Source organism: Enterococcus sp. RIT-PI-f, assembly GCF_001297065.1.
Classification (GTDB): Bacteria; Bacillota; Bacilli; order Lactobacillales; family Enterococcaceae; genus Enterococcus_D.
This window is the reverse complement of sequence record NZ_LHOX01000003.1, coordinates 116,596-133,908: the sequence shown is the minus strand read 5'-3', so window position 1 is coordinate 133,908 and position 17,313 is coordinate 116,596. Positions and strand designations below refer to the sequence as shown.

At 39.5% G+C, this 17,313-nt stretch carries 16 protein-coding genes; 14 read left to right on the top strand and 2 right to left on the bottom strand.

Going from position 1 to position 17,313, the window contains the following annotated elements; translation table 11 throughout:
* The first annotated feature begins 17 nt into the window (after window positions 1-17).
* The 7 genes from AEQ18_RS01010 to AEQ18_RS00980 all read left to right on the top strand — a co-directional run bounded on the left by AEQ18_RS01010 (window position 18) and on the right by AEQ18_RS00980 (window position 5,406).
* On the top strand, window positions 18-875 hold the full coding sequence (locus tag AEQ18_RS01010) for a PTS system mannose/fructose/sorbose family transporter subunit IID (RefSeq protein WP_054114507.1): 858 nt from the start codon (window positions 18-20) through the stop codon (window positions 873-875).
* A gap of 18 nt (window positions 876-893) precedes the next feature.
* The gene (locus AEQ18_RS01005) at window positions 894-1,400 is read left to right on the top strand and encodes a PTS system mannose/fructose/N-acetylgalactosamine-transporter subunit IIB (RefSeq protein WP_054114506.1); all 507 of its coding nucleotides are present in this window, start codon (window positions 894-896) and stop codon (window positions 1,398-1,400) included.
* Window positions 1,401-1,515: 115 nt separating this feature from the next.
* On the top strand, window positions 1,516-2,391 hold the full coding sequence (locus AEQ18_RS01000) for a hypothetical protein (RefSeq protein ID WP_054114505.1): 876 nt from the start codon (window positions 1,516-1,518) through the stop codon (window positions 2,389-2,391).
* 23 nt (window positions 2,392-2,414) lie between these two features.
* Entirely contained in the window at window positions 2,415-2,864 is a 450-nt protein-coding gene (locus AEQ18_RS00995; protein WP_054114504.1) for a PTS sugar transporter subunit IIA, read from the top strand.
* Between the two features lie 19 nt (window positions 2,865-2,883).
* Window positions 2,884-3,978: a mannonate dehydratase gene (gene uxuA / locus AEQ18_RS00990; protein WP_054114503.1), complete on the top strand. Its 1,095-nt coding sequence runs from the start codon at window positions 2,884-2,886 to the stop codon at window positions 3,976-3,978.
* Window positions 3,975-4,592: a bifunctional 4-hydroxy-2-oxoglutarate aldolase/2-dehydro-3-deoxy-phosphogluconate aldolase gene (locus AEQ18_RS00985; RefSeq protein WP_054114502.1), complete on the top strand. Its 618-nt coding sequence runs from the start codon at window positions 3,975-3,977 to the stop codon at window positions 4,590-4,592. Before uxuA ends, AEQ18_RS00985 begins: the two co-directional genes overlap by 4 nt.
* A gap of 100 nt (window positions 4,593-4,692) precedes the next feature.
* The gene (locus tag AEQ18_RS00980; RefSeq protein ID WP_054114501.1) at window positions 4,693-5,406 is read left to right on the top strand and encodes an HAD family hydrolase; all 714 of its coding nucleotides are present in this window, start codon (window positions 4,693-4,695) and stop codon (window positions 5,404-5,406) included.
* Window positions 5,407-5,453: 47 nt separating this feature from the next.
* On the opposite strand, the gene AEQ18_RS00975 is transcribed toward AEQ18_RS00980, so the two are convergent.
* On the bottom strand, window positions 5,454-6,248 hold the full coding sequence (locus AEQ18_RS00975; RefSeq protein ID WP_054114500.1) for a helix-turn-helix transcriptional regulator: 795 nt from the start codon (window positions 6,246-6,248) through the stop codon (window positions 5,454-5,456).
* A gap of 252 nt (window positions 6,249-6,500) precedes the next feature.
* Between AEQ18_RS00975 and AEQ18_RS00970 the strand changes: the two genes are divergently transcribed.
* From AEQ18_RS00970 to AEQ18_RS00955, 4 genes are all read left to right on the top strand, one after another.
* The gene (locus AEQ18_RS00970) at window positions 6,501-8,117 is read left to right on the top strand and encodes a glycoside hydrolase family 43 protein (protein WP_054114499.1); all 1,617 of its coding nucleotides are present in this window, start codon (window positions 6,501-6,503) and stop codon (window positions 8,115-8,117) included.
* Window positions 8,114-9,439: an ABC transporter substrate-binding protein gene (locus AEQ18_RS00965; protein WP_054114498.1), complete on the top strand. Its 1,326-nt coding sequence runs from the start codon at window positions 8,114-8,116 to the stop codon at window positions 9,437-9,439. The genes AEQ18_RS00970 and AEQ18_RS00965 overlap by 4 nt, the downstream gene beginning before the upstream one ends.
* Window positions 9,440-9,572: 133 nt before the next feature.
* Window positions 9,573-10,484, top strand: coding sequence for a carbohydrate ABC transporter permease (locus AEQ18_RS00960; RefSeq protein WP_054114497.1), 912 nt, complete (start codon window positions 9,573-9,575; stop codon window positions 10,482-10,484).
* Window positions 10,485-11,318 carry a carbohydrate ABC transporter permease gene (locus tag AEQ18_RS00955; protein WP_054114496.1) on the top strand — a complete coding sequence of 278 codons (834 nt, stop codon included), beginning with the start codon at window positions 10,485-10,487 and terminating at the stop codon, window positions 11,316-11,318.
* Window positions 11,319-11,375: 57 nt separating this feature from the next.
* Here AEQ18_RS00955 and AEQ18_RS00950 read toward each other — a convergent pair whose 3' ends face one another.
* Window positions 11,376-12,554 (bottom strand): ROK family transcriptional regulator, encoded by a 1,179-nt coding sequence (locus tag AEQ18_RS00950; RefSeq protein WP_054114495.1) that lies wholly within the window; start codon window positions 12,552-12,554, stop codon window positions 11,376-11,378.
* 225 nt (window positions 12,555-12,779) lie between these two features.
* Here AEQ18_RS00950 and xylB point away from each other — a divergent pair, with 225 nt between their 5' ends.
* The 3 genes from xylB (at window position 12,780) to AEQ18_RS00935 (ending at window position 17,289) form a co-directional block, all read left to right on the top strand.
* Entirely contained in the window at window positions 12,780-14,279 is a 1,500-nt protein-coding gene (gene xylB / locus AEQ18_RS00945; protein ID WP_054114494.1) for a xylulokinase, read from the top strand.
* Between the two features lie 97 nt (window positions 14,280-14,376).
* Window positions 14,377-15,684, top strand: coding sequence for a xylose isomerase (xylA, locus tag AEQ18_RS00940; RefSeq protein WP_054114493.1), 1,308 nt, complete (start codon window positions 14,377-14,379; stop codon window positions 15,682-15,684).
* Between the two features lie 138 nt (window positions 15,685-15,822).
* Window positions 15,823-17,289, top strand: a complete 1,467-nt coding sequence (locus AEQ18_RS00935) for a glycoside hydrolase family 1 protein (protein WP_054114492.1) — start codon at window positions 15,823-15,825, stop codon at window positions 17,287-17,289.
* The last annotated feature ends 24 nt before the right edge of the window (window positions 17,290-17,313 follow it).

The following is a 17,313-nucleotide window of genomic DNA, read 5'->3' as shown; positions in this document are numbered from 1 at the left end:
ATAAGGAGGAGTAAGCAATGACTGAAGTAATACAAACTGCACAAAGTGCACCAGAAGAAATCACCAAGAAAGATGTTACAAAAGCATACTTAAGATGGCATTTCGCCAATGAGATCCCGCATTCATTCGAACGATACCTTTCGCCTTCTCTTTTGTATGCGATGATGCCAATTTTGCGCAAGCTCTACAAAGATGATGATGCCCTAAAGGCTGCGTATAAGCGTCAGTTGTTGTTTTTTAATACACAACTTAGTTGGGGTGGCGGGGTGATTACTGGTTTAATGTCATCAATGGAACAACAGCGGGCAGAAGAAGAGTATGATAAAAAAGAAATTCTGATGCAAGATGATTTAATGTATAATACCAAAGCTGGTTTGATGGGAGCATTGGCGGGAATTGGAGATGCCATCGATTCAGGAACTGTTCAATACATTTTTATTGCCATAGCAGTTCCATGGGCACAACAAGGAAGTCCGCTAGGTGCGTTATTCCCGTTCATTTGTTTTGCTTTATACCAAGTTTCTTTAGGTATGTTTTTTGCTCGTCAAGCATTTTCTATGGGGCGTAATGCAACTGGCTTGATGCAGAGTACTGGCGTACAAACTGCTATTGAAACGTTGTCGGTACTCGGTCTATTTATGATGGGGGTTCTGGCAGGAAATTATGTGAAAGTTAGTTCTTCGCTTCAGTTTGATATTTCCGGTCGAGAATTTATTATCCAAGACATTCTTGACCAGATTGTTCCGGGTATCTTACCACTAGCAGTTGTAATGGGTGTCTATTGGTTTTATACCAAGAAGGGCTTAAAAGTTACGCAAGCGCTACTCTGGTTGACATTGATTCTGATAATTTTAGCCGGTGTCGGTATTTTATAAGAAAAGGAAGTGTAAAAAATGGGTGTAGTGAATTTAGCACGAGTAGATGAACGTTTGATTCATGGGCAGGTTATGATGACCTTGTCGCAAAAAAGTGGTGTAAACGCCATTTTTGTGGTGGACGAAGTGGTAGCTAAAGATAAGTTCATGAGAGAATTGTACAAAAATGCCGGTAGCCGAACTGGTCAGAAAACGATTGTTGTTACACCAGAAAAAGCTAAATTTTATTGGGATGAATATCAATTTAAAGACTATAACTGTATTTTGATCGCTAAGACTGTCAGTGTGATGTATGACTTAGTTAAACATGGGGTACCAATGAAAGAGTTGAACATTGGTGGCATTGCACAGAAAGATCCTGAAAAAGATCTTTTAGTCACAAAATCTGTTTACTTAAATCAATCAGATGCGCAAAAATTAAAAGAGATGAGTGAAGAATATGGTGTGGATTCAATTTATTTTCAAGCAACACCTTCTGCACCGAAATCTACTCTCAAGGATGTATTGAAGCAATTTAATTTATAAGCTATAAGGCGTTTCATGGCGATATGAAGAATACTGAGCTTGAAGTCGGAAGTGCCCCTCAATAAGGAGTGGCCTTCCGTTGTTCTTAAGTCTGCTGCGAATAGGAGAAACCGTTATGGAGAAAACAGAATTATTTCGTGATTGGCTTTTTCGTTATCGGTACGTTTACCGTTCACGATCAACCAATAAAAGTAAACAAAGATTTTTGAAAGCAATCGTAACGGATATCCTTCCGTTTCGAAAAGATATTCAGGTGGTCGAGTACGATCATACGAAGAAAACAGCCGCACGTAATTTGTATGTTGGTGATCTTAATAAAGCCAAAAGGATCATCTGCACCTATTACGATACACCACCACAACACTTTGGTGATTATCGACTATTTGATCGACGGGAACAGAAACGCAAAACAAGTCAGTTTATTTTAAGTTCTTCTCTAGTGATGATTCTTTTGGGGCTGTTTGGCACATGGATATATATTCACTTTGTATCAGAATCCTTTTCCTTAATTTCCTGGCAAACAATTATATTTGCATTGATAATTGGTTTTTATTTTCTACTGTTAAATAAGGTAAGCAGAGGTGAGGGATTTCAACGGAATTTGACACGAAATACGTCTTCGGTATTAGCCCTATTATCGTTGATTGTTGATACTAATCAAGCATCAACAGCCTTCGCTTTTCTGGATGAAGGTGCTTATGGTGAACGGGGGTTAGCGGTTATGCGTGATTCTGCAGGGCCAAATGCGCAAATCTACTACTTAGATTCGATTGGTGCCGATGCGCAGATTCAAGCAGTTGGTCAACATTTCAATGAAGCACAGTTGGAGCATCTAGAGATTAACTATCATAGTGAAGATTCCTGCAGTATTAATTACTTGTTTAGTGCTGAGGAAGCGCAAAGCCAGGTATATGTTTTATCGAAGAAGCAATTAAAACAAAACGAGCTGAATATGAGTAACATGCAAAAAGTATTTGCATTATTCAGCTGAATGGAATAGAAGGAGGCGTAATTTTGATAGGAATCGTATTGGCAACGCATGGACAGCTGAGCACTGGGTTTAAAGATGCAGCAGAAGTGATCATGGGTAGTGTAGAAAATATTGCTGTAGTTAATTTAAATCAAGGGGAAGATATTCAAGTTTTAGGAGAAAAAATTCATGAAGCAATCCACGAAACAGACCAAGGTGCGGGGGTCATTGTATTTGCAGATTTGTTGAGTGCTAGTCCTTATAACCAATCTGTACTGACAATTAGTCAACTTAAGGAACCGCTCCAAGAAATGACATACGTGATTGGTGGAGTGAATCTGCCAATGTTATTGGAGGCAATTAATCACCAATTTTTATCCACACCAATTGAACTTGCTGTGGAATCAGTACTCAAACAAGGCGAATCGAGTATGGCTCTATGGCGTAATACATCTGTAATCGATAGTAGTACCGATGAGGATGATGATTTTTAAAAAGAAAGGGTGACAATATATGCAATGGGGGTTTCGATGGTACGGTGAAGGGGATACAATCCCGCTGACAAATATTCGGCAGATTCCAGGCATACATGGGATTGTAGGGACACTTCTGAATAAAATGCCGGGAGATATTTGGGAGATAGCTGAAATCAATGCACTGAAAGCGTCAATTGAAAAAGAAAATCTCTCTTTATTAGGCATTGAAAGTGTGGCGATTCACGATGCGATCAAAGCTGGAACAGATGAAAGAGATCATTATATTGATCATTATATTCAAACAATCAGAAATTTAGCAGCTTGTAACATACATATGATTTGCTATAGTTTCAAACCAATTTTTGGTTGGGCAAAAACCAATCTTTTTTATCAAAATGAGGATAGTAGTTTTTCCTTGCTCTATGATCAAGCCGTTGTTGATGATATGGAACCTAGCGAGATGTATGCATTGATTCATAGCCAATCAAAAGGATTTAAATTACCGGGATGGGAAGAAGAAAGATTAAAAAAATTCCAGAATTTGATGGCGACTTATGAGGGGGTCACAGAAGAGATTCTTTTTGAGAATCTCAGCTATTTCTTGAAACGAATTATCCCTGTGTGTGAAGAAGTTGATGTGAAAATGGCGATTCATCCTGACGATCCACCATGGGAAATTTTTGGTTTGCCACGCATCACCAAAAATCTGCAAGACTTAAAGAAAATTATGGCAATCATTGATTCACCTTATAATGGTGTGACACTGTGTACTGGATCGCTAGGTGCTGATCCCAGTAACGACATGGTTGAGATTGTACATACATTGAAAGAACGCATTAATTTTGTTCATTTCCGCAATGTATTATTTATGGGCAAGCGCAAATTCAAGGAATCTGCTCATCTTTCGACAGAAGGCTCGTTAGATATGTATGCGATTATGAAAGCGCTGGTTGAGGTTGGATTTGATGGAGTCATTCGTCCAGATCATGGTCGTACAATATGGGGAGAAGTGGCGATGCCGGGTTATGGATTATATGACCGTGCTATAGGGATCAGCTATCTTCAAGGTCTTCATGAAGCAGTTGTAAAAGAACGAGTACGATTTAAGGAAAATATAGGAGGGATAGAGTGACACTTTATGATCAATTAGCTGAAACAAAATTATTGCCGCTATACACTGCAACAAATCTTGCGTATTTGCCTTTGTTAGAAGCGCTGTTGATTGAGCATGATTTGCGCTTTATTGAAGTCACTTTTCGAAGTGATTCTGCCTTAGCAGCCATCGAAGAACTCTCTAAATCAGGGGAATTGATTGTTGGAGCGGGAACGGTTCGTACGATAGATCAAGCAAAAAGTGCAATTGAAAAAGGCGCTCGCTTCATTGTCTCACCAGCGTTGGTACCGGATGTTGTTGAATTTTGTTTAGCAAAAAAAATACCAGTGTTTCCTGGGACAGCTACACCAAATGATATTCAGCGCGCAATATCTTACGGTTTATCGGTCGTTAAATTTTTTCCGGCTGATATCTATGGCGGGTTACCCGCAATTCAAGCTCTTAGCGGTCCATTTTACGATGTTCAATTTGTTCCTACAGGCGGGATTAGCCTAGAAAATGTTCAAGATTATTTAGCTGATCCGCACGTATTAGCAGTTGGGGGCTCATTTATTCTTTCAGAAGCGTTAGTAAAAGAAGGTAGAGAAAAAGCTACTAATCATTTATCTTATGTAAAATCATTGCTAGTCTGAACCAACTATAAAAAAAGGATTGAAAGCAATGCTTGCCAGAAGGGTCTTTGGCATCATTGCTTTTTACTGTATGTAAAATTGATTTAGAGGAGGAGATCACATGGATAAAATAAAATTGGTGATTTTTGATATGGATGGACTGATGTTTGAAACGGGACGTCTAGCATATCGGGCCTATTTGAAAGCAGCAGAAGAATTTGATTTTGAGCTTATTCACAGTGTTTATTATTATTTGACTGGAAAGACAGAAATGGATATTCGTAGGGGGATGGAGGAACTATATGGAAACAAAGTACCGACTAATCAATGGCGGGATGCGATAAATCATCACAAGGAAGTGATTTTAAGTGAAGAAAAACGGGTATTTAAAAAGCCGGGATTGCTTGATTTATTACATATACTTAAGAACCAAAACTGTCTGGTTGCCGTAGCCTCTTCCTCTCCATATGAAAAAATAAAATTTTATTTTGAGCTAGAACAGATGCCGAATTGCTTTGATGTGATCGTATCAGGAGATCAAGTAAAAAACGGCAAACCTAATCCAGAAATCTTCTTATCTGCTTGCCGGCAAGCAAACGTATCACCTGAAGAGGCTATAGTATTAGAGGACTCTATGGCTGGTATAAAGGCCGCGAAATATGCTAAGATTCCAGCATTTTTAATTGAAGACGATTTGACCGATCTACCGGTCAAAAACTCCGGGAAACATCTTTTGCTCAAATATCCCAAAGTTCAGGCCGCGAAAGATGCGGAAACAAAGACTTTTTCTGATTTGAATGAGGTAAGAGATTGGTTCATTAATCACAATTCATGAAATCACAGTGCCTTGCTATATATGTGAGGTACTGTTTTTTGTGCCTTCTATTTTTTTGGCACTGAAAAAAGCGCATTGTGTTTTAAGCGATAGTCTTTTGGTGTCAGAGACGTCAATAGTTTAAAATTTCGATTAAATGTTCGAACATTTTGAAATCCGGCTTCTTCCGCCACTTCTGAGATAGGCAATAGACTATGAGTAAGCAAGAAGGAAGCATGACGAATCCTTGCTTGGTTTAGGAGACGAGGAAATGAGCTTTTCAGTTTATCCGTGATCAACCTTGATACATAGACGCTACTGTACCCAACGTGACTACTTAATATTTCAAGATTCAGCTCTTCTTTGAAGTGTGATTCGATATAGATAAGGAGCTGAACCAGTATATCATCTTGATTTTTAACTGGAAGTAAGGTTGTTTGGTGTTCAAAAAGGTATAGCAGATGATATAGCGCAGATTTTCGGAAATAAAGAGAATCTGTTTCGAATAAAGGATAATAAAGCTGTTTAGCGACAGATGGATCGATGGTGATGACTGGATCAGACAAACTGAAGTCTTTCGTTTTTGCATAAAAATCAGGTATATATTCCGGCGAGAAAACAAGAATATGCAGCTGCGATTCTCTAGGTGTTTCAATAGCATGGGTCTGGTATGGCATGACCAATAATACTTGGCCAGCAGTGAGGACATACGGACTTTTTTCTATTTTGACAACCGCATCGCCATCACTACAAAAAAGTAGCTCAAAGGAGCGATGGAAATGCTCCATGTAGTTTAGAGAATAGGGATGATAACTTGAAACACCAAGATATTCGCCAAAATGGTATTCTTCTATAATGGCCACTTTCTTTTACTCCTTTTTTTGTCTGTCGATGTGTGGAAATTGTCCTGTAAATGATAGCGATTTCATTTTATAATTATGACAGTTCAGCTGGAAAAAGTAAATAGAGCAATGATTATGGTTTTTTTATAAAGGTATATCGTAGTGAGTTTTTTTTTAGCTAAGTATATTAGTAAATAAAACTTACTAACCATAGTGATCAACTATTCTGATGGTCAGTTGAAGCATAAATTCAAAAAAAGAGGAGGAGTTTATTTGATTATCAATCCAATACTGACAGGCTTTCATCCAGATCCGAGTATATGTCGTGCAGGGGAAGATTATTACATTGCCACATCGACCTTTGAGTGGTTTCCAGGAGTACGTATTTTCCATTCGAAAGATTTGAAGAATTGGCGTTTGATTAGTACGCCACTCAATCGTAGCAGTCAATTGAATATGTTGGGAAATCCAGATTCTGGTGGTGTTTGGGCACCAAACCTAAGTTACAGTGATGGACGCTTTTGGCTAATTTTCTCAGATGTGAAAACGCAATCCAACAGCTGGAAAGATGTAAATAATTATTTGGTCACATGTGAAACAATAGATGGAGAGTGGTCGGAACCAATCTATATGAATTCCTCTGGTTTCGATCCATCTTTGTTCCATGACGAAGATGGTAAAAAATATTTTCTGAATATGGTTTGGGATTATCGTCCCGAGAATCACTCCTTTTATGGAATAGCCCTTCAGGAGTTTGACTGGAAAGCTAAGAGGTTAGTAGGGCAACCAAAGATTATTTTTAAAGGAACCGATCGAAAACTGACAGAAGCACCAGTTATGTATAAAGTAAACGGCTATTATTATTTGCTGACGGCAGAAGGAGGGACGAAATTTGAACATGCTAGTACGATTGCTCGTTCTAAACAGATCAATGGACAGTACGAGGTCCATCCGCAAAATCCGCTAATCAGTTCATGGGCCCATCCAGAAATTCAATTGCAAAAAGCCGGCCATGGTTCGTTTGTTCAAACCCAAACTGATGAATGGTACTTTGTACATCTAACTGGTCGAGCATTAAAGTATCCGGAAACACCACTGATAGAAAATCGCGGTTATTGTCCTCTTGGGAGAGAAACAGCAATCCAGTCTGTTTATTGGGAAAAAGATTGGCCGTATATCACAGGAGGAAACTATCCCAAAAATGAGGTTCCTCAGCCGCAACTAACCGAACATCCATGGGAAATTGAAACAGGATTTGATGATTTTGAAGATGAATCGTTGGCACCGATATTTCAAACATTGAGGATTCCTTTTTCTGAGGAAATCGGTAGTTTGTCCGCACGACCAGGATATTTGCGATTATATGGGCGAGAATCTTTCAACTCATTATTCCACCAAGCAATGGTGGCAAGAAGATGGACCGATTTCCACTTTGAAGCAACGATAGCAGTCGAATTTTCACCTGAATCTTTCATGCAGTTGGCAGGGTTGACGAATTACTACAATACACAAAATTGGTCGGCTATTTACATTACCCATGATGAAGATAAAGGAAAAATCATCACCTTATTGGCCAGCGAAAAAGGTGAATTGAAGAGGAAAGTAGACACAAAAATTGAGATACCTCTAAATGTTCAGACAGTTTATTTCAAAACAATCGTTAACTATAGTCAATATCAATATGCTTATTCATTTGATCAAAAAGAGTGGCTAGTGATTGATCAGCTATTTGACAGTTTGGTTTTATCTGATGATTATGTGTCAGAGCATTATGGAGGTTTCTTTACGGGTGCTTTTGTGGGAATGTTTACGATCGATACCACCGGTAATCGTTTGGTGGCTGATTTTGATTCATTTGACTATCAAAAAATCGAGGAGGAAGAAAGATGAATAATTGGAAACGGGTGATACAAACAGCGTCATTGATCGGCGTAGGCGCTCTTTTACTTACTGGCTGCGGAAATGGTTCAGGAAATAATGCGTCAGATAACGGCGCATCTGGGAGCAGTGGAAAGGATGAACTCGTTGTTTGGACGTTTACCTCGGAATTATCAACTATGATCAATGATTATTATTTGCCGGCGCATGACGATTTAGCCTATGACATTCGTATTGTGGAGATTCCTTCTGACCAATTCGAGACCAAACTAGATCCGATTCTAGGCGCTAAAGATGCACCTGATGTGATTGCTTTAGAATCAGCCTTTGTCAAAAAATATGTGGAATCAGGCATGATGGCAGACCTTGGCTCACTTGGACTTGATGAAGCTGCGACAGACACGTATCAATATGTCAAAGATGTAGGAACTTCAAAAGACGGAGTTCTTCATGCATTGGCTTGGCAAGCTGCTCCTGGTGGTTTTTATTACCGGGCATCGATGGCAGAAGAGCTTTTAGGGATCGATGATCCAACGGCTGCACAAACGACCTTGTCAGATTATGATAAGTTCTACAATGAAGCAAAAGAAATAAAAGAAAAAAGTGGTGGAACGACCTATATGATTTCTAGTGTCCAAGATTTGGCAAAACCTTTTTATGGTCAGCGAGAACATGGATGGGTTGAAGACGGCAAATTAGTTATCGACAACAGTCTATATGACTTGTTGGATGTATCACGAAAATTTGTTGAAGAAGGGCTGACACAAGATACAGAAGGACAGTCAGAAGCTTGGTTCGCTGGCATGAATGGCGACAATGTATTCGGTTATAGTTTGCCGACATGGGGACTACATTATTGGTTAAAACCAAATGCGACAGCTGCCGATAACTCTAGCACAACGGAGGGTGACTGGCGCATGATTCAAGGACCATCATCTTGGTTCTGGGGCGGTACGTGGATCGGTGCCACAGCAAATTCTGAGATGCAGGAAGAAGCGGCGCAATTGGTGGCTTATCTGACGACAGATCAAGAATTTTTAAAACAATGGGCAGAAGATACAGGTGACTTTGTATCGAATGAGCAAGTCGTTGAAGAGATTAAAAGTGAATACGAAGAGGAATTTTTAGGTGGCCAAAATCACTATGCAGAATTTGCAGATATGGTACAAGATATCAATGCGAAAATTCTGACAGAGTATGACCAAACGATTGAAACACTCTTTACGGATAGTTGTTTGACGCCATACTCAAAAGGAGAAATTGATCAACAAACGGCAATCCAAAACTTTAAAGATGCAGTCGCCAACGCATATCCAGATATTCAAATAGATTAGGCGTTCCTGCTGAAACCGGCACCGAATAAAAGTCGGTTTCAGCTTCTTCTCGGCATTATGTCGCTATTTTAAGAGCTTAACTTTATAGACATGATCTAGCTGTGGAGGAGAAAAATTATACAGGGGGATTATGATGCAGAATAAGAGAAAATTTGAACAATATCATCGCTATGGGCTACTATTTATCGCACCATTTTTTCTAGCATTCTTGGTTTTTCAACTTTATCCAATTCTCTATACGATTTATCTGAGTTTTACAGATCTTAAAGGGTGGAATCCAACTGCCAATCTCGTGGGACTAGATAATTATTTTTCTATTTTTCGCAATCCGTTATTTTTAAAATCGATCAACAACACTTTTATTTTGTGGGGCGTAAACTTTCTCCCTCAAATTGGCTTAGCTCTTTTGCTAGCGGCATGGTTTACCAACATCAAGCTGCACTTAAGAGGGAAAGGCTTTTTCAAAGTTGTTTTTTATTTGCCCAATATTATTACCGCTGCTTCAGTAGCAATCTTATTTTTCGTTTTGTTCAGCTTTCCATTAGGACCAATCAACCTTGTTTTACAGCACTTTGGTGTTTTGGACCAACCTTACGACTTTTTTCGCAGTGAAACGGGAACTAGACTAATTGTTTCTTTTATCCAATTTTGGATGTGGTATGGCCAGACAACGATTGTTTTGGTTTCTGGAATCTTGAGTATTGATGATGCTCTTTTTGAATCAGCAATGGTCGATGGAGCTAATGATAGCCAAATTTTCCGCAAGATCACGCTGCCTTTGTTGAAACCAATATTGCTCTATACATTGGTAACTTCCTTGATTGGTGGCTTACAAATGTTTGACATTCCATTTTTGCTGACAAACGGCAATCCTAACAATAGTGTCTTAACGATCACGATGTTTATCTACAACCAAGCATTTACTGGCAGTCGAAATTTCAATGTTGCTGCAACGGCCTCGGTGCTATTATTGGTGCTTTCAATCATATTAAGTACACTATTGTTTCAGTTTTTCAAAGAAAACAGCAAAGTGGGGAGAAAATAAATGGAAAACAGCTATCGAGCAAAGCGATTATTGATTTATGTCTTTCTAGTGTTACTGACCATTCTAAGTATTTTGCCTTTTTGGGTTGTCTTGGTCAATGCGACTCGTTCAGCTGAACAGATCCAGCAAGGGTTGTCCTTATGGCCGGGAAGTAATCTACAATACAACTGGTCCGTAATAATGGGCAGAGGGTTCAATATCTTCAATGGTTTTAAAAATAGTTTCTTAATTGCAGCTGGAGCTACCGTTCTCAATGTTTATTTTTCTGCATTGACGGCTTATGGTGTGATTGTTTATGAATTTCGTGGGAAAAAAATATTGTTCGCAGTCATTCTAGGATTGATTATGATTCCTCAGCAGATTAGCATGATCGGTTTCTATCAATTTATGAATCGCCTAGGACTTTTGAATAACTTTCTTCCATTGGTTTTACCCGCGATTGCTTCGCCAGCTACAGTATTTTTCTTAAAACAATACTTAGAAACAATTTATCATCCTGATTTAGCAGATTCTGCACGTCTGGATGGTGCTGGCGAAATCAAAATATTCCATCAAATCATGCTACCTTTGATGAAGCCAGGTTTAGCTACTATGGCAATATTTTCTTTTGTAACGTCTTGGAATAATTTTTTGATGCCATTGATTTTGATAAATGATACAGAAAAATATACGTTGCCAATGTTGGTTCAATTATTGAAAACCGATGTATATCGCACAGAATTTGGTAGTATGTATCTAGGGATCTCGTTAAGTATTATTCCTTTACTGTTGATTTATCTGTTTCTATCGAAATACATTGTTGGTGGTGTGACTGCTGGAGGAATCAAAGGATGATAAGAATTTTTTTGCAGAAAAGAAAAATCTGGACTGAATATCCAGTCCAGAAATCAGCTAGCGTAGATGTTGAGATAGATCAAGTGATGCAAAGCGTAAATCACTGATATTCAGGAAGTGCTTCGCAACTAAAACATTGCCACCAAACAATGGGGCTTGATCGCCTAGTTGACTGTTTTTGATTTTGGTTTTTTTAGTAAACTGGCTGGTCAATTTTTGCTGTAAAGCATGAAGCAAGGTAGGAATTTTGCGATAGACTGAGCTGTTTATAAAGACTTCTTCTGGATCTGAAAAAGTGATGACATTATTCAAGCCGATACTAAGAAATTCAACATTCTGTTGCGCCAATTCAATTGCAGATTTGTCCCCGGCGTGATAGGCTTTTGCGAAGGTATCTGAATTGACGATATCCGTTTCTGTATATTTTCTATAGGTATCAAATAATACCTTATTCGAGGCATATTGTTCTAGACAGCCCCGATTTCCACAGGGACATAAGTTGCCGTGGGGAAATAACGTGGAATGACCGACTTCTCCAGCCATACCGTGCGTACCAGTTTGCAACTGGCCGTTGACAATAATCCCGACACCAATACCGCTATGAACGCTAACACTTAGCAAATTTGTTGAATCAGAAGAAAAACAGTACTCTCCTAAAGCAGTCAGATTGGCTTCGTTCTCTATATAGACAGCTGTATTGTATTTCTGGTTTAGCGGTGTGATGAAGTCAAAGTCTTCCAAGTCATAGTAGGGGGTAAAGGCAATTGATTGATTGTGAATGATACCATGGATCGCAAGACAAATCCCCACCAAACCGTGTGTGGTTTTTGGCATTTGCGGCCAAAACTCTTTCATCATTGAATCGATCGTTGCTAATACGTTCTCTTTTGTAATCATCTTATCTGAGTGATTGGCAGAAGCTATCATCTCCCCATTGATGTAGGACAACATTCCGCGAACATAGTTATAGCCGATGTCAAAAGTAACCGCTAGGCTACTGTAGTGGTTGAATTGCAGTTGAATTGGCTTTCTTCCACCAATCGAAGTAGAATCACCAATCCCGACTTCACGTACAAAATCAGTTTCAATCAATTTTTTTGTTATTTGAGAAACAGACGCTTTATTGAGGTTTGTCAAATTTGATACTTCAGCTCTTGAAATATTCTCATTATCAATGATCGTCTTTAATACAGCCGACTCATTTTGTTCGCGTATACCCATTTTATTGATAATCATGTGTTCTCCTCTTCATCACTGTAATTAGTGTTAGTTTACCGTGCAAATTAATAATGTGCAAGCCATCGGACGTAGAAAAATAAAGAGAGCGAAAATGAAAAAGTTTATTGAAAGCGCTTGACTAAAAAGTATAATTCCTATATTATCCAATTAGTTAGTTTTTGAAGCTAATTAACCTATTGCGCGTCAAACGTTTTAATGTCGAAGTGAGAAAGGAGAGAATAAATGGCTTATCTTTTAGGGTTGGATCTAGGAACAAGTTCGTTAAAAGGGTTAGTGTTTGATCAAACAGGAGACCTTTGTGGCACAGCAAGTGCAGAATACCCGCTATCATCACCTAAACCAGGTTTCAGTGAACAAGAACCAACACACTGGCAAGAGGCGGCCGATGCAGTGATTCACGACTTGATCAAAAAGCTTCCTCAGTTACAAACTGAATTAATTGGTATTAGTTTCTCTGGACAAATGCATAGTTTGGTTTTATTGGATGAATCAAATCGTGTCATACGGCCAGCAATTTTGTGGAATGATGTTCGCACAACCAAACAATGTCAACGGATAATGGCATCTTTTGGTGAGGAAGTAAAGGCAATGACTAAGAATATTGCACTTGAAGGGTTTACTTTACCTAAAATTTTGTGGGTACAAGAGCATGAACCTGAAAAGTGGCAACAGGTCCGTCATATCATGCTGCCAAAAGATTATTTGGCTTTTTGGCTAACAGGCAATTATTCGATGGACTTTTCAGATGCAGCAGGAACTTTAATGTTGGATATTGCGAATAAATGTTGGTCTGAAGCCATCATCGAAAAATTTTCAATTTCTCCAGATTTGTTACCACCGTTGTTTGAGTCTGCTGCGCCTGTCGGTAAGATGCGCAGTGAATTGAAAGAAGCTTTCGGATTTGAACAAGAGATCACAATTTATGCAGGTGGAGCAGACAACGCTTGTGCCGCGTTAGGTTCAGGCATCATTTCGGAAGGAATTGGCATGGTATCGATTGGTACAAGTGGTGTTTTCCTTTCTTTTGAGGAAGCGCAAGAAGTTGATTATCAAGGCAATCTGCATCTTTTCCGCCATGTAGTCAAAGACAAAATGTATTCTATGGGTGTTACCCTGGCAGCGGGGAATTCTTTGAGTTGGTATCGAGAAACATTTGCACCAGACCGAAGCTTCTCGGAATTATTGACTGAGATTGGGGAGGTAGAACCTGGATCAGAAGGCTTATTGTTTACACCATATATTGTGGGGGAACGTACGCCCTATATCGACAGCAAAATTAGAGGTAGTTTTATAGGAATTGATACAAGGCATCGCGCGAAGCACTTTAGCCGTTCAGTTTTAGAAGGCATTACCTTTTCGTTGAAAGATTCGCAAATGATAATGGAAGAACAAGCCCAACGTAAGTTCACCCAAATAATTTCAGTAGGGGGTGGTGCACAGAATTCGGATTGGTTACAAATGCAAGCGGATATTTTCAATGCAGAAATACTCACGTTATCGACAGAGCAAGGACCGGGGATCGGAGCTGCGATGTTAGCAGCTATTGGTAGCGGTTTGTATCCAGATGCAGCAACTTGTGTTGACTCGTTTGTAAAGTATGGGGAAACCATTCACCCAATTCCTGAGAATGTCCTGAAATATCAACAAATTTATTCAGTCTATCGCACTATTTATGCGCAAACTGCACCCATCTGTCATACGCTTATGCAGATTGAAAGATAGTTCAGATAGTTGCGTAGATTTAGCTAAATGATGGAATAGAATAATACGAGCGTGTAAGTTAGTTTGCTATACTAAAAAACAAAATGGAGGCAATAGTATGACTTATTTCCCACAAATCGAAAAAATCCAGTATGAAGGTCCTACAACAGAGAACATGTTTGCATTTCGCCATTATGATGCGGAAGAGGTCGTCTTAGGCAAGAAAATGAAAGACCATCTGCGTTTTGCCATTGCATATTGGCACACGATGACCCAAGATGGTTCTGACCCATTTGGCGCGCCAGTCAACAAGCGCACCTGGTTTGGCGAAACGGAAATGGAGACAGCCAAGAATCGTGTAGAAGCATTCTTCGAAATTTGCGAAAAATTAGGGGCAGAATTCTTCTGTTTCCATGATATCGATGTGGCACCAGCTGGGGAAACATTGGAAGAGTTTTTCCAAAATCTAGATGACATCACCGATTTGATCAAAGAAAAAATGGATCAAACCGGAATCAAATTGCTTTGGAATACTGCAAATATGTTCTCCCACCCACGCTTCAACAATGGTGCTGCTTCAACTAACAACGCCGAGGTGTATGCATACGCAGCCGCACAAGTCAAAAAAGGTCTAGATATCTCGAAAAAATTAGGCGGAGAAAACTATGTTTTCTGGGGTGGTCGTGAAGGCTATGAAACTTTATTGAATACGGATATGAAATTTGAACAAGACAATATTGCGCGCTTGTTTAAAATGGCGATTGCGTATGGTGAAAAAATTGGTCATAAACCACAGTTTCTATTGGAACCAAAACCAAAAGAACCATCAAAACACCAATATGATTTTGATGCAGCCACAACAATGGCCTTTATCCAGCATTATGGTTTAGAAGGCGATTTTAAATTGAATTTAGAAGCCAACCATGCGACATTGGCAGGACATACTTTCGAACATGAAATTGCGGTTGCCCGCAGTTATGATGCGCTAGGATCGTTAGATGCGAACCAAGGGGATATGTTATTAGGTTGGGACACGGATGAGTTTCCAACAAATGTATTTGATTCGACACTTGCTTTATACGAAGTGCTGGAAAATGGGGGTATCGCACCTGGGGGTATCAACTTTGATTCCAAAGTTCGTCGCTCATCGTTTGAAATGGAAGATTTGCTATTGGCGCATATTGCCGGTATGGATACCTATGCAAGAGCGTTAAAGGCAGCGGCAAAATTAAAAGAAGACCGCTTCTTAGATGCGTTGAAAGAAAAACGATATGCTTCTTTCCACGAGGGCATCGGTTCAGCAATCTTGGCAGATAAAGAAGATTTGGAATCACTTACAGCATATGCGTTGGATCATGATCAAATCGAATTAGAATCTAGCCACATCGAATATGTGAAATCGCGTTTGAATGATTATTTGTTTTAATGTTTGACTGTCGTTCTTTGGAGCGACAGTTTTTTCAGTGACATATGCATTTGAGAAGAGTCTTAAAAAAAAACAAATAATATGGTACGATAAAATGTAACCGGTTTATTTGGAGCTGAATATGAAGGGGGAAGCTTAATGTTTCACACGCAATTAGATCCTTTTCCACAAAATTTTTTATGGGGTGCAGCTTCAGCTGCCTATCAAATCGAAGGGGCATGGGCGACAGAAGGCAAAGGGCCATCAATTTGGGATACCTATGCACAGGTCCCTGGAAATACCTTTGAAGAAACGAATGGTAAAGTGGCGATTGACCATTATCATCATTACAAAGAAGATATCGCCCTAATGAAAGAAATGGGGCTGGGTGCCTATCGCTTTAGTGTGGCTTGGTCACGGGTTTTGCCAGATGGTGAAGGAGAAGTCAATGAAGCTGGATTGGCATTCTATGAAAATCTAGTGGATGAATTAGTAAAACAAGGCATTGTCCCCATTTTGACGTTGTACCATTGGGATTTGCCCCAAGCTTTACAAGATAAGTATCAAGGATGGGAAGGTCGAGAAACAGCAGTGGCTTTCGAGAAGTATTGCCGCATTCTTTTTGAACGGCTAGGGACAAAAGTGACCTATTGGGTAACGATGAACGAGCAAAATGTGTTTACTTCATTAGGTTACCGTTGGGCAGCGCATCCACCTGGTGTAAAGGATTTGAAACGGATGTATGCAGCCAATCATATCATCAATATAGCCAATGCAAAGGCAATCAACTTATTTCATGAGATGGTCCCATTAGGGAAAATCGGTCCAAGTTTTGGTTATGGCCCAATGTATCCATTCAGCTGTGATCCTGAAGATGTTTTGGCTGCTGAAAATGGTGAAGCATTCAATAATGCTTGGTTTTTGGACGTCTATTGCAAAGGAGAGTACCCAAAATTTGTATACAAGCAATTAGCCAAAGCAGGACTGGCCCCCGTTGTGACTGAAGAAGATCAAGCCATTTTAAAAAAAGCAAAACCTGATTTCCTGGGCATCAACTATTATCATGGCGGTACGGCGCAGCAGAATAATTACCAAAAACAAATTGCTGAAAAGAGAGCGTTCTCGAAAGTGGATCCCTACTTGATGCAAGCTGAAGATGGTACATTCTCACCAGAAGAAACGATGTTTGCGACTGCAGAAAATCCCAATTTAAAGAAAACCGATTGGGGGTGGGAAATCGATCCGGTAGGCTTCCGAGTGGCATTGAGACGAATCCAAGCCAACTATGACTTGCCTATTTTTATTACAGAAAATGGATTAGGGGCGATCGATCAGCTGACAGAAGACAAAAAAATCCATGATCCCTATAGGATCACCTATCTGCAAGAACATTTGCTTGAATTACAAAAAGCGCTGACAGACGGGGTGGAGATCATCGGTTATTGTGCATGGTCATTTACGGATTTATTGAGCTGGTTGAATGGTTATCAAAAGCGATACGGGTTTGTGTATGTTGATCGAGATAATCAAAGCGCACGTCAGTTGGAACGCATCCCGAAAGATAGTTTTTATTGGTATCAAGAATTGATACGAACAAATGGTGCTAGTTTGATCAGCCATACGTAAAGTATTTAGGGGGAATGGAGGTGG